Origin of the sequence: Anaerorudis cellulosivorans (assembly GCF_025943985.1) — a bacterium.
Classification (GTDB): Bacteria; Bacteroidota; Bacteroidia; order Bacteroidales; family Dysgonomonadaceae; genus Anaerorudis; species Anaerorudis cellulosivorans.
This window is the reverse complement of sequence record NZ_JAPCWE010000012.1, coordinates 47755-61287: the sequence shown is the minus strand read 5'-3', so window position 1 is coordinate 61287 and position 13533 is coordinate 47755. Positions and strand designations below refer to the sequence as shown.

Below are 13533 nucleotides of genomic sequence, written 5' to 3'. Positions count from 1 at the left end.
CTCCAAAATAAAAGGCAGTGGAGAATAGTTTTAGCCGAAAAGAAGGAGCTATCGGTATTTTCGATTCGGGGTATGGCGGACTCACCATATTATCTGAAATCCGTTCCTTAATGCCCCGATACGATTATATTTATTTGGGAGACAATGCTCGAGCCCCCTACGGAAACCGTTCATTTGATGTTGTGTACCGATTTACACTTCAATCGGTTAAATGGTTTTTTTCTCAAGGCTGCCATTTGGTTATTCTGGCATGTAACACAGCATCAGCCAAAGCGCTACGAAGTATTCAACAAAACAACCTTCCGCATCTTGATCCCACGCGACGAGTATTGGGTATCATACGACCGACAGTTGAAAACATAGATACATATACTAAAACCGGACATATAGGAGTTATGGGTACCGAAGGCACTATTCAATCACAATCATACAATTTAGAAATCAAAAAACTGCACCCTCATCTCATCGTCACCGGCGAAGCCTGCCCGATGTGGGTACCTTTAGTGGAAAACCATGAGTACGATAAACCCGGTGCAGATTATTTTGTGAAACAACATATCGACCGCTTATTAAAAAAAGATCCCGATATCGATACCATTATTCTTGGTTGCACGCATTATCCCTTGCTGATAAAAAAAATAAAACACTATCTGCCGGAATATATTCGTGTAATTGCGCAAGGCAAGTATGTAGCCAAAAGCCTGGAAAACTATCTCGAACGCCATCCCGAAATGGATGAAAAATGTACAAAAAACGGTACAATTCGTTTTTTTACTACCGAATCGCCAAAAAAATTCTCCCAACAAGCATCACTTTTCCTTAATGAAAAAATAGAAGCTCAAAACATTAATATCGATACGCTGTGTTAAATTGGTTTGACATCATTATAACAATCGCATTGATCTGGGCCTTTGCGAGTGGATTCAGGCAAGGATTAATCAGGCAATTAATAAACCTTTGCGGACTGATTTTGGCAGTTGTTTTTGCAGGGCAAACAGCAAAAATCATTCTTCCATGGTTATTGCAAATCACGCATATGTCACAAAACACCGCATCAGTAGTCTCCTATCTTATAAGTTTTGCCATTATTATGGCTATCGTAACACTACTTGGCAGCATCATTCAAAAATTCATAGCAATCATTCATCTTGGTTTTTTTAATAAAATATTAGGCTCTATTGTATCCATAGGAACAGCTGCAGTAGTACTCAGTTTGATTCTCAACGTTGTATTGATGCTCGATCCTAAAGAAAACATCATAAAAAAAGAGACAAAGAAATCTTCTTTTTTTTTCGAACGCATACAAATAGTTATTCCTACGATTGTGCCATACCTTAACGAAGAAGTTTGGAAGCAATATATTCCCGAACAACAAAAGGAAACAATTCAAACTTTTTCACCCGCTTTGCAAAAGAACCTCAATCAAATGTTTATCCCCAACTCATACAGGAGGCAATTATGTTGATACACAAAGAAGGCAGACACGTACTCATTAAATGGTTAATAACATTTATTTTGTTGAATATAATCCTGTTTGTCTTTTGTCAGGTAAAAATTCTCAATCATACTATCTTTGCGTTAACTGCCATTCTATACGCAACAATGGTAAATTTCTACAAAAAACCCAAAAGAATATATACGGGCCAACTTCTCGGCTGGGTAAATGCACCTGCCGACGGAAAAATCGTAACCATAGAAAAAGTATTTGAAAAAGATTTCCTACAGCAAGAGTGCATACAGATATCCATTTTTATGTCGTTATTCAATGCTCATTCCAATTGGGTCCCCGTAACCGGTAAAATAATCCATTTATCACACGATATGGGCCGATTTCATGCAGCATATCTACCAAAATCGAGTAAAGACAACGAACGAACAAACATCATTTTTGAAACTCCCGACGGTTATCGAATACTAACACGGCAAATAGCCGGAGCGGTAGCAAAGCGCATCGTGACTTATGTAAAAGAAGGCGAAAGTTATAATATTGCTGATCCTCTAGGATTTATAAAATTAGGTTCCCGAGTAGACGTCTTCCTCCCCACTGATAGTGAAATTCTGGTAACGATGAAACAGGAAGTACGTGCAAACAAAACCTTTTTGGCTCGATTGCCTCAAAAAAATCCAAAAATTAAATGATACAAATTTTCGAATTAAGATACCTCCCTAAGTTTCGGAAAAATAAAAATTCAATTACTTTTGTGTCGTCAAATATATTACTAAGTTATTGAGATTGAATAAATCTCAAATCATAAAATTATACATCCAATTATGTCGACATTACGATTTACAGCAATAGAAAAAGCAACACAACATCTACCCCTCGAAATTTCGGCACCGGACAAATTGCCATCCGATTATTACGGGAAATACGTGTTCAACAAAAAACAAATGGCCAAATTCCTTTCGAAAGAAACAATGCGGACAGTCCTGGAAGCTATAGACAAAGGTACAACCCTTCAACGGGAAATTGCCGACCATGTGGCCGTAGGCATGAAGATGTGGGCGCTGGAAATGGGTGCGACACACTATACCCATTGGTTTCAACCACTGACAGACGGAACTGCCGAAAAGCACGATTCGTTTATCGAATATGCAGATGGATCGACACTGGATGTAATCGAAACATTTTCCGGAAAACTTCTTGCACAACAGGAACCCGATGCTTCGAGTTTCCCCAGCGGCGGTATCCGCAACACGTTTGAAGCACGTGGCTATACCGCATGGGACCCTTCGTCTCCGGCTTTCATTATGGGCGACACACTGTGTATCCCCACTGTTTTTATTTCATATACAGGGGAAGCGCTCGACTATAAAACTCCTTTATTGAAAGCACTTTCAGCCGTAGACAAAGCAGCCGTTGATGTCTGCAAACTCTTCGATCCCAATGTCAAAAGAGTATATTCGTATTTGGGATGGGAACAAGAATATTTTCTTGTAGATCAGGCATTGTATGAAGCACGTCCCGATCTGGTACTCACCGGAAGAACGTTGATGGGTCATGAAAGTGCCAAAAACCAGCAACTGGAAGATCATTACTTCGGTGCGATTCCTCCCCGGGTGGCCGCCTTCATGCGCGAAGTGGAATTTGAAGCCTATAAATACGGCATCCCCTTAAAAACCCGGCACAATGAAGTGGCTCCAAACCAGTATGAATTGGCTCCCATTTTCGGTGAAACCAATTTGGCGGTAGATCAAAATTTGCTGATTATGATGCTCATGAACAAAATCGCGACTAAGCATCATTTCAAACTCCTGTTGCACGAAAAACCATTTGCAGGAATCAATGGTTCGGGCAAACACAACAACTGGTCGCTGGGAACAGACACCGGGGTGGGATTGTTCACTCCCGGAAAAACCGCCAACGAGAATCTTCAGTTTGTTACCTTCCTGGTAAATACACTGATGGCTGTTTACAAATATAACGGACTGCTGAAGGCGTCGATCATGTCTGCCCAAAATGCACACCGATTAGGCGCAAACGAAGCGCCGCCGGCCATCATTTCGGTATTTCTCGGCAAACAGATTTCGGCAGTTTTGGATAAAATCGAATATAGCTCGGAAGACGACGAAATCACGGTCGAAGAATTAAAGAAAATGAAATTGGGGGTAACTCATATTCCCGAAGTATTGATCGACAATACCGACCGTAACCGCACATCACCCTTTGCTTTTACCGGCAATCGCTTCGAGTTCAGGGCTGTGGGTTCATCGGCAAATTGCTCGACAGCCATGATCGTATTGAATGCTGCCGTAGCTGCCCAATTGACCGAATTCAAGAGCGAAATCGACAAAAAAATGAAAAAGGGCATGAAAAAAGAAGAAGCCGTTTACGACACGATACGGCTCTATATCAAGGAAAGCAAACCTGTCCGATTTGAAGGGAACAATTACAGCGAAGAATGGAAAATTGAAGCCGAAAAACGCGGCCTCGATTGCCAAACCGGCGTTCCGCTGATTTACGACGCCTACACTTCCGATCAATCGGTAAAGATGTTTGAAAGCACCGGAGTCATGACAAGAAAAGAACTGGAAGCCCGCAACGAAGTAAAATGGGAAACTTACACCAAAAAAATTCAAATTGAAGCACGGGTGTTGGGCGATCTGTCCATTAACCATATCATTCCCGTAGCTACACGATATCAATCGGTTCTGCTCGACAATATCTGTAAAATGAAAGCGGTATACGACGAGAAAAAAGCAGCCGGATTGACAAAAGAAGACGCTTCACTCGTCGAGGAAATAGCCACACACATTGCGGCTATCAAGAAAAATGTGGACGATATGGTGGAGGCACGAAAAGTAGCCAACAAGATCGAAGACGCAAGAGAAAAAGCCATTGCCTACCACGATACGGTGCTCCCCTACTTTAATGTCATACGTTATCATGTAGATAAGCTCGAACTCGTTGTTGACGACCAGATGTGGCCACTCCCAAAATATCGCGAATTATTGTTTACGAACTAATTGTAAGGCTATCTGTTGAGTAAGCACACCTGATTGTTTTTCGCCAAAATTCAGCCGGTTTTTTCATTCCGGTGAATTCTCTACAAAAGTGAAGTACTATAAACTAAACCCCTAAAGTTTTTTGTTTACCTTTAGGGGTTCAGTTTTTAACGGACACTCTTCTATTTACGAAAATAAGCCGACTATCCTTCCGTTTTAAACAAACTCATCTCCAAAACGGAACTTTACTTCGGTAACAAAATGTTTGATGCGTTGTTCTTCGCTTTTTTTACAAATAAGCAAAGCATTATCCGATTCTGCCACAATGTAGTCTTCCAACCCTTGAATAACCACCACTTTCCCGTCACTCATGGCAACAATGTTGTCATAACTTTCAAAATACAAGGCTTTGCAATTCAAACTGGCGTTGTTGTTTTCGTCTTTTTCTGCCATCTCATGCAGCGACCCCCATGTTCCCAGATCACTCCATCCGAAATCAGATGTTATGACATAAACATTTTCGGCTTTTTCCATTAAACCGTAATCGATAGAGATATTCGGACAAAATGGGAAGCATGCATCGATAAAATCTTTTTCCTTCGGTGTATTAAACACATCTTTTCCCTCGTTGAATTTGTTGAATATATCGGGCAAATAATTTTTATAAGCCTCTAAAACAGTATTTACATTCCATAGAAAAATTCCCGAATTCCACACAAATTCTCCGCTCTCATAAAACTTCTGAGCCAGCTCGCGATCCGGTTTTTCGGTAAACGTTTTAACTTTGTGAACGCCGTCGATATTCTCTTCGCTCACTTGAATATATCCGTAACCTGTTTCAGGTCGGCTCGGCATAATACCCAGCGTCAGCAACACCGGATTTTTTGCCACAAACTCCAATCCTTTATTAATATCGGCAATAAACCGATCCTCCTTGAGAATCAAATGGTCGGAAGGAGCAACCACGATATTGGCATCCGGGTCGATCGATCTGATTCGATAGCACGCAAAGGCGATACAAGGTGCAGTATTCCTCCTCATTGGCTCTCTGAGTATCTGGTTCTCGGACAATTCCGGCAACTGTTGCCGCGTTATTTCGGCATACGCATCGTTAGTTACAATAAAAATATTTTCAATGGGAACAATTTTTTTAAAACGATCGAAAGTACTTTGCAATAACGATCTCCCTGTTCCGAAAAAGTCCAGAAACTGTTTGGGCTTTTGTTCTTTACTGAAAGGCCAGAAGCGGCTTCCAATTCCTCCGCCCATAATTACACAATAATTGTTATTTCTCATCATCAATGTTGAAAAGATTAATACGCTATATTAAATACGTTTGTTTCAAAAAAAAAAAATATTTTCCGCAAATTCATTATGTTAACACTTTTACAACCCTTTTTGTTTTCATGTTCATTCATGCTTTAAAGGTAAAGAATAAAAATAGATTTACAAAGCCGTCCGGATCAAAAAAAATAGAGAAAAGAGTTTTTATTTATCGAAAATATATGTACTTTTGCATCCGATCTTTTCAAGAGATGCCCAGATGGCGGAATTGGTAGACGCGCTGGTCTCAAACACCAGTGGATTCACCTCCATGCCGGTTCGATCCCGGCTCTGGGCACAGATTAGGAACATTAGTTATTCTTCAGACAATTAAAACTGATAGGAACCCGAGCCGGAATTTTTTATTGCGTTAAATTCTGGTCTCGGCATTTTTATTTTTCAGAGCAAGATGAGGATTCTCTACCAAGAGAAATCTACCCTTCAAGTGTAATTACGAATTCATTCCCATCACCTTCAAGAAAAAGACGATAACGACTGTTGCCTAACCTCTCTATTTTCCCCTGTGAAGATTGCGGCACACTTTTGCTTGAAAAAACCAAATATCCTTTACCGCCGGGTGAAACGACCTTTATTGTTTTTTTATCCATAAACACCCGAATATCACCATATGGTGTGGGAACAGACCCTTTTATCCACTCCAAACCGCCCAAGGAAGGTTCAATGGAAAATTCTTCATACCCGGGTTTGACGGGTGATACCCCTAAATAATATTTCCCAAGCAGGTAAAGCGGACTTGCACCCCAGGCATGACATAAACTTTTGCCGAAGGGACGACCATACATAGCATAATGCTCGCTCCCTTTCTCCGCAGGGTTGTATTTTTCCCAAAATGAAGTAGCTCCCAATTTCAGCATCCCACCCCAATATGTTTTGATTTCTTTTGTGACATATGGCTGTTCGCCAAGAGCACAAAGCGAGGCCAGCTCATAAAATCGCATATAAGGTGTAGTGATTTTCATGACGGAATCGTTCAACAGGACATTTTTTTTAATAGCCTGTTTTTTTTCGTCATCAACATAATCAAACAATACAGCAAAAATATTGCCGTAGCGGGTAACCTGTTCACTTTTCATGCCGCCTTTTCGGTTATGAACAAAAGCTTTTTTTTGAGTGTCCCAAAAGTAAGTCTCGAGTTTAGAAAAAAGCGCATTGCTCAAAACAGTATACTTCTTTTCGTCTGTTTCGTTACCTGTAATGCCCGCGCAAAGCGCCATCGTCTGCAGACTTTTGCAGAAAAGCAATTGTTCGAAGCAAAGTTCGCCTTGTTTATCCATAAATCCGTCGGCCCAATCCACAAAAACCCAGTCTCCGGACAATCCTTCCACCATACCTTCGGCATTTGTTCTTCCAAGTACAAAATCCATTAAACCGACCATCCTTGGATATATTTGTCGGATAAAATGAAGATCGCCGGTATAGAGATAATAATCGTAAATACTCATAAACCAGTAGAAAGTGTAATCCATAATGGTATTGATATGCGAAGTTACAGGATCTTTCCCGCGCAACAGGTTGATCGTGCGTGTTACTGTATTTGTATCGAAAAAAAGGTAATAATTCATGAGGTAACTTTGAATAGCATCACCCGACCATGCCCACCTGTCACGCTTGATACCGTCGAGAAAAACTTCGCGACTAGTCAGATGCAACGTATAAGCAGCAACATCCCAAATGCGGTTTATTTCCTCATCGTTACAACGAAAAGACCCCCTGTAATCAAGAGGTGCGTATTCATACTTCATTGATATATTTTCGAAACGCACACTATCCTCGTTCTCGATATACACATAGCGGAAAGCTTTTGAATCGAGGAGCGTCAACTCCTCGGGATTATCGCTATTCACCTGTATTTTATCCAGCGTTTCGCATGCATCGACAGAAAGCGCTTCTTCACGCGATTCGCCGTAATAAATGCAAACCTCACCCCTCCCACGCAGTTGATGAAACGTTACATAGCCGAAAGTTTCTTTACCGAAATCGACTAATGTTCCCTTACCGGTTTCGGTTATGCTTAGAGGACTCATGGCCACTTGGCTCAACTTGAATAACGAAGGGCGTTGCTCGGGACTATTAAAATTCAATGCTGCTGCATTCATGTAAATGGTGGCCGATTTATCGGAAGCTTTTCCCGACTCGTCGATCCATTCCTTATCTTCGAATGTGACTTTCCACGAAGAATCGGTAACCACCGTTTTACCCTCTACATAAATTGTCGGCACGCAAGCCTGATTGTGCACCTTGATATTCAATACATGTTTTCCCTCAGGCAACATCATTCTTGAGGGTGCACCGTTTTGAAGTTTGCCATCGAGTTTCACATTATAACGTCCTTCAACATACAGGCGAATTTCTTCAGGCGCCTTCAAATCGAATTCCTTAGAAAATTCTACCAGCACATAATGGCTGTCCATTTTCCAGAAGGGTGGAAAAAATGCGCCTCTTTCCGTCCTTCGGTTGTTGACATTGTTTCCCAGCCAGATATCGTAATCACCCGGATATCCTATCCAGGTTGCCTGTCCGAAACAAAACAATTTTACCGACAAAAGGAGCAAACCAAAAAGAAAAAATCGTTTAACAAGCATAGATTTTAAATTATTTATACCGTAAATATTGATATTTCGGTTTTAATCCGGCATTTATCTTCACCGAATCATGTACCATAGGACCATTATTTTCCCAAACGACACCGGGACCATTGGCATTCTGTAAGAATTTTTCAGCATCGCACCAATTGTTTTTCACTTCAATATATGAAGATCCCTCATCGGTATAAAGATAAAACCAATGATCAGGATTATGAGCATAAGGCGAAAGTACGATGTCGTGAACATAATTTTCGGCTATTATGCTATGGGGTTGCGAAGAAAGCGTGTAAATTCCCGCAACATCGTGCATGTGTTTGGCAAAATGATGCACATTATTGCCCATAACACGATTGTTTCTCATGCAGTTGTCGCTTCGGGTCCACCCCCACCCCATGCTGATGCCAGTATAAGGCAAATCGCATAATTCATTGTGACGGATAAGAATGTCTCTCACATATCCGGCACAAATTCCTACACATCCCCAGTCTTCGTTGCCGATATCGGTAATATAATTGTTTTCGATAAACTGACCGGTACAAATCTCTCGCTCGTCCTGTGGACGATAGGGCAAATGGGTTTCAACGGAAGGCTCGGAAAACATGCCGATCTGCATGCCGTTTCCGGCAATATCGCGAAACAGACAACCAACAACTCTTGTATCATGCGTTGTTTTCTTGAAATCTAAGCCACAAGAACCAAGATGCTCAAATGTGCAGTTCTCGAAAACAATGTGGTGAGCACCTTCTACTTCCACTGCTGCCGGCGGACGGCCAATCCATGCCTGATTATCCAGCGGATGATCTTCTGCATCCCTTTGAAGTTTAGGGACCAATCGATAAGCATCGAGCATGTACATCCCCGCCTGTAAGGGTACATGCCCTTTCTCGGACGGACGCAGCCAGGTAGTATAATTGAAATGGATATTCTCGAAACGAATATGGGCTACCTGTCTGTCAGCTGTCCCCATAACTTCCACAAGTGTTTCCGCAAAGGGTATAACGGCAGAAACGCTTTCCATTTTTTCTCCGGGCAAGGGATAATAATAAAGGCGGGAATCAGCTTTATCGAAATACCATTCGCCAGGTCGGTCAAGCAGCTCCATGGCATTGGTGATATAAAACGGCGAGTTGACACCTTTACCCATCATTGGTCTAGGCCAGGGATGTTCAAACTGAATCCGGTTTTCGGGGGAATGAAACGTTATCCCCGCCGAATCCCCGTTGAATATGATCGATTGGATCCTCAAAACAGCTATCTCCCACATTTGATGCAATACGAGTTCCGCATGAGGAGACTTCGCTATACTCGCTACCGAACTTGTCGGCACCCAAAGAATTTCGTTTTGGATATCATCAGATATAATCCTGTCCATCTGCCTGAAATCAGTAATATTTCGTGTCCTCGTTGCTTTTCTTCCGTTGACCCACAATTGCCTGAAGTTAATCACGTTACCATTAACTAAGGGAACATCAACCATCCAAATTTTATTCAGCACATCAGCAGGCAAACCCCCAATTCTGCCGGCTAGTTTCCATCCGGATAACTTCACGCCGCCGCTGATAACCACATGATCGCCATCAATCCCTTTGATAAGTGTTGGAGAACTCGGCGTTCCCGAGTCTTCCGGACGTATCAAAAGAGGTTCATACTGGCAATATATTCCTTTCCCCAAGAAAATATTTATTCCGCTCGTTATCGACGGATCGTTCAGCCGCCTCATTTCTCTTGCCTTACGCAAAGCGGCATGCAGCGTTTGAAGGGGATGCTCTCGCGATAATCCGCTGTTTCTGTCGTCGCCGGAAGGTGAAACCCAGATATCTGCACTCAACAGTTTAACTACTGCCATTATAGCCACAAACAACGTTACTATTCTTCTTTTCTTCATTATATTCATTGCATTCATCTCGATACCGGCATCCAAACCGTCATTTCGCCTTTTCCTCTGTTACCCCAGGCATAATACGGAATCAACCGTATCGATATCGTTTGTTTCTCATTTTTCATCGGTCGATAAAGGGTATTTCCCCACGAAGTGTTATCCGATATAACGTTGGCCTTGCCCTCGAGACAAACAACCGGACTGTCGGCGATTTCCATTTTTTGCGGAGTCAGCTGAATGTTTGCCGGCAACATAATTGCATCGATAGTATGCCCACTTTCCATATCGACCGATTCCATACAATATACCAACGGACCTCTCTTGACGACTACCTGATTGCGGGTTTCTTCAACCAAAGGATTGGATTCGATCAACTGCGTTTCCATGTCCAAATTCAATACGATAATGTCTCCTTTTGCCCACTTTCTATTTATTTCGGCATACGAACCGGATTTTAAGGAAATATTCACAGGTTTTCCGTTAACTTTCAATTGTGCATCGGAACACCATGCCGGAATACGAAAATAAAGAGAAAAATCCTTTTCTTTGGAAACCTCATCCAGTTTAATAGCAATTCTCCCATCCCAGGGATAATCGGACGTCTGAGTAAGCCGTATCTTTAATCCGTCAGGTAATGTCGTATTTAATTCGTTGCCTCCGTAAAGATGAAACCAAATTCCCGAATCGGAAACGGAATAGCAATAATTCTGCACTTCACAGAGTGTTCTCACCGTATTTGGAGGACAACAGAAACAACTGATGTACGATGTTCTTTCTTTTGGCCAACGCAGCACGTAGGGAAAATCCTTCGAGATGCGCAACGGATTGGTGTAAAAAAACTTTTTGCCGTCGAGACTTACCCCCGAAAGGATGCTGTTATAGAGTGCAGTTTCCACAATCTCGGCATATTTTTCTTCACCCGTCAGTTGCAGCATCCGCCAATTGAACAGCAAATTTCCAATGTTTGCACAAGTTTCGTTGTGAGCAGTAATGTTGGGCAGTTGGTAAGCACGACCGTAAGCTTGATGTATTTTCTGAATGGAATCGGGTTCATAACACGTACCGTCGGGAGAAACTCCATCGTATAAAGCCCCGCAACCTCCGGTTATATACATTTTTCGGTTGACGATATCCTGTTGAATCAACTCCAAATTTTCTTTCAATTTTTGTTCTCCTGTTTCGGCATACACATCAGCAACACCCGCATACAGATAATTGGCTCTCACAGCATGCCCCATTGCGGTTGTCTGCTCACGAAAAGGAATCCTGTCCTGATTATCGTCGGTTCCGTTTTCGACCATTCCACGGATATCGATGAGGTTTTTTGCCAAATTCAAATAAGCCGGATTACGAGTAGTCCGGTACATTTCAACCACGCCCATATAGTGAGAAGGACATATGGCATTTCGTGCCAATTCGGCAGACGCCGTTTCATAAAAACGACACAGAAAATCGGTTGCTTTGACAGCTATATCCAACAATGTCCGTTTACCTGTAGCTCGATAATGCACACAAGCTGCCGTCATGAGATGTCCGAGATTATAGGTTTCAAAATTTAACCTATCGCTAAACGCCGTTTCTTCATTCGTTTGGTTTCTATCTTCTATAATTACGGGAGTATGAATATAGCCGTCGGCACGCTGTGCTTTTCCTATAGTACGAATGATGCGATCCATTAAACTGTCGAGTTTTGGATCGTTGGTCATGGCATAAACCGAAGCCATGCCTTCAAACCATTTATAAAAATCGCCATCGTGAAAGGGAGGACCGGAATGGGCACCCTCCTTCTCTCCGGCAGCAATTTCGAAATTTCTGAAAGAATGGGATATTTCCGGATCATTCAGCGTTTTCCACATACTGAGAATCAGGGTATCTTTATACACTTCAAACCGCTCTGCCCAAAAGCCTTTCGTCCATCGCACGTCTGTCATAGCCACATTCTTCAGTTTAACATGATTACTGTGGCTTGTATTCATCAAACCTTTTTCCTGCGCCGTCAACAATAACGGAAAAAGTAAAAAAAAGCATACGATCTTACCGGTTTTCATCATCAAACACCTATTTTCATCGATTATCACGAAGTCTTATATAATATAAACGTTAATCGATGCGGCTTTGTACTCAAAAAAAGTAAGATCAGAATGCACCATGAAAAAGACTTGCCGATTATGCCGAAATACTATTTCCTAAAAGGGGGCTTAACAACTTCTGCTTTAACAGGTTTGTTACGGATATTGATATAAAGGGGCGTTCCGGGCTTGGCATATTCGGGCTTTACATATCCCAACCCGATGCCGACTTTCAATACCGGAGAGATGGTTCCCGAAGTAACCTTACCGATCGTCTCGCGATTATCGTTCTCTATTTCGTATCCTTGACGGGGTATCCCTTTATCTACCAACATAAAACCGCATAGCTTACGAGGTACTCCGGCAACTTTTTCGGCTTCCAGTGCTTTGCGTCCGATAAAATCGTTACCGTCCACAAATTTGGTAATCCATCCCAATCCCGCTTGAAGAGGAGTGGTCGTTTCATCAAGATCGTTACCGTAGAGGCAAAAACCCATTTCCAAACGTAGTGTATCTCTTGCTCCCAAGCCGGCAGGTTTTATCCCGAATTCTTTCCCTGCATCGAAAATAGCATCCCATATCTGTTTCCCGAACTCGGGATAAAAATAAAGCTCGAAACCTCCGGCACCTGTATATCCTGTGTTGGAAATAATGACCTTGTCCACTCCGGCTATTTTCCCGGTAACAAAAGAATAATACGGAATCGATGAAAGATCGACATCAGTAAGTTTCTGCAGCGTATCTTTGGCTTTCGGGCCTTGCACAGCCAATTGTGCCATATAATCGGATGCATTTTCGAGTGATGCCCCCATCGTATTCTGTTGCAAGCACCAAGTCCAGTCTTTTTCGATATTGGCCGCATTGACCACCATCATGTATTTTTGATCTTCGTAGCGATACAATACAAAATCGTCGATGATGCCTCCGTTTTCGTTCAACATGCAGTTGTACTGTGCCTTTCCAACACCAATAGCCAATGCATCGTTAGTGCCTATTTTTTGAACAAATTCGGCAGCTTTGGGTCCTTTCACCCAAAACTCACCCATATGAGAAACATCAAAAACGCCGACAGCATTCACCACCGTCAAATGTTCATCGATTATTCCCGAATATTCGATGGGCATGTTGTATCCTGCAAATTCATGCATTTTTGCACCCAGTGCAATATGCAAATCCGTAAAAGGTGTTTTTTTCATATCTGTATACTATT

Annotated in this window: 9 protein-coding genes and 1 tRNA gene; 5 read left to right on the top strand and 5 right to left on the bottom strand. The window is 42.1% G+C overall.

Translation table 11 applies throughout. The annotated features are described in order from the left end of the window. Nucleotides 1-17 precede the first annotated feature (17 nt). The 4 genes from murI to OLM34_RS08005 all read left to right on the top strand — a co-directional run bounded on the left by murI (nt 18) and on the right by OLM34_RS08005 (nt 4467). Nucleotides 18-869, top strand: coding sequence for a glutamate racemase (gene murI, locus OLM34_RS08020; RefSeq protein ID WP_264406474.1), 852 nt, complete (start codon nt 18-20; stop codon nt 867-869). Next, nucleotides 863-1465, top strand: coding sequence for a CvpA family protein (locus OLM34_RS08015; RefSeq protein ID WP_264406472.1), 603 nt, complete (start codon nt 863-865; stop codon nt 1463-1465). The genes murI and OLM34_RS08015 overlap by 7 nt, the downstream gene beginning before the upstream one ends. Beyond that, entirely contained in the window at nt 1459-2139 is a 681-nt protein-coding gene (locus OLM34_RS08010; RefSeq protein ID WP_264406470.1) for a phosphatidylserine decarboxylase family protein, read from the top strand. The genes OLM34_RS08015 and OLM34_RS08010 overlap by 7 nt, the downstream gene beginning before the upstream one ends. 132 nt (nt 2140-2271) lie before the next feature. Next, entirely contained in the window at nt 2272-4467 is a 2196-nt protein-coding gene (locus OLM34_RS08005; RefSeq protein WP_264406469.1) for a glutamine synthetase III family protein, read from the top strand. Between the two features lie 195 nt (nt 4468-4662). Here OLM34_RS08005 and OLM34_RS08000 read toward each other — a convergent pair whose 3' ends face one another. Then, nucleotides 4663-5745, bottom strand: a complete 1083-nt coding sequence (locus OLM34_RS08000; RefSeq protein ID WP_264406468.1) for a mannose-1-phosphate guanylyltransferase — start codon at nt 5743-5745, stop codon at nt 4663-4665. Nucleotides 5746-5983: 238 nt separating this feature from the next. Between OLM34_RS08000 and OLM34_RS07995 the strand changes: the two genes are divergently transcribed. Continuing rightward, nucleotides 5984-6067 (top strand) — tRNA-Leu (locus tag OLM34_RS07995). A 136-nt stretch (nt 6068-6203) separates the two neighbouring features. Here the strand turns inward: OLM34_RS07995 and OLM34_RS07990 are convergent. The 4 genes from OLM34_RS07990 to gcvT form a co-directional block, all read right to left on the bottom strand. Continuing rightward, nucleotides 6204-8372: an alpha-L-rhamnosidase-related protein gene (locus OLM34_RS07990; protein ID WP_264406467.1), complete on the bottom strand. Its 2169-nt coding sequence runs from the start codon at nt 8370-8372 to the stop codon at nt 6204-6206. A 10-nt stretch (nt 8373-8382) separates the two neighbouring features. Then, entirely contained in the window at nt 8383-10260 is a 1878-nt protein-coding gene (locus tag OLM34_RS07985) for a right-handed parallel beta-helix repeat-containing protein (RefSeq protein WP_264406465.1), read from the bottom strand. Nucleotides 10261-10274: 14 nt separating this feature from the next. Continuing rightward, nucleotides 10275-12305: an aceric acid hydrolase gene (locus tag OLM34_RS07980; RefSeq protein ID WP_413777208.1), complete on the bottom strand. Its 2031-nt coding sequence runs from the start codon at nt 12303-12305 to the stop codon at nt 10275-10277. Nucleotides 12306-12433: 128 nt separating this feature from the next. Then, the gene (gene gcvT, locus OLM34_RS07975; protein ID WP_264406464.1) at nt 12434-13519 is read right to left on the bottom strand and encodes a glycine cleavage system aminomethyltransferase GcvT; all 1086 of its coding nucleotides are present in this window, start codon (nt 13517-13519) and stop codon (nt 12434-12436) included. Between the last annotated feature and the right edge of the window lie 14 nt (nt 13520-13533).

Bases quoted from the DNA above. Each gene is read 5' to 3' on its own strand.
- OLM34_RS07980 (WP_413777208.1), bottom strand. From the start codon at position 12,305: ATGATGAAAACCGGTAAGATCGTATGCTTTTTTTTACTTTTTCCGTTA.
- OLM34_RS08000 (WP_264406468.1), bottom strand. From the start codon at position 5,745: ATGATGAGAAATAACAATTATTGTGTAATTATGGGCGGAGGAATTGGA.
- gcvT (WP_264406464.1), bottom strand. From the start codon at position 13,519: ATGAAAAAAACACCTTTTACGGATTTGCATATTGCACTGGGTGCAAAA.
- OLM34_RS08010 (WP_264406470.1), top strand. From the start codon at position 1,459: ATGTTGATACACAAAGAAGGCAGACACGTACTCATTAAATGGTTAATA.
- OLM34_RS08005 (WP_264406469.1), top strand. From the start codon at position 2,272: ATGTCGACATTACGATTTACAGCAATAGAAAAAGCAACACAACATCTA.
- OLM34_RS07990 (WP_264406467.1), bottom strand. From the start codon at position 8,372: ATGCTTGTTAAACGATTTTTTCTTTTTGGTTTGCTCCTTTTGTCGGTA.
- OLM34_RS07985 (WP_264406465.1), bottom strand. From the start codon at position 10,260: ATGAAGAAAAGAAGAATAGTAACGTTGTTTGTGGCTATAATGGCAGTA.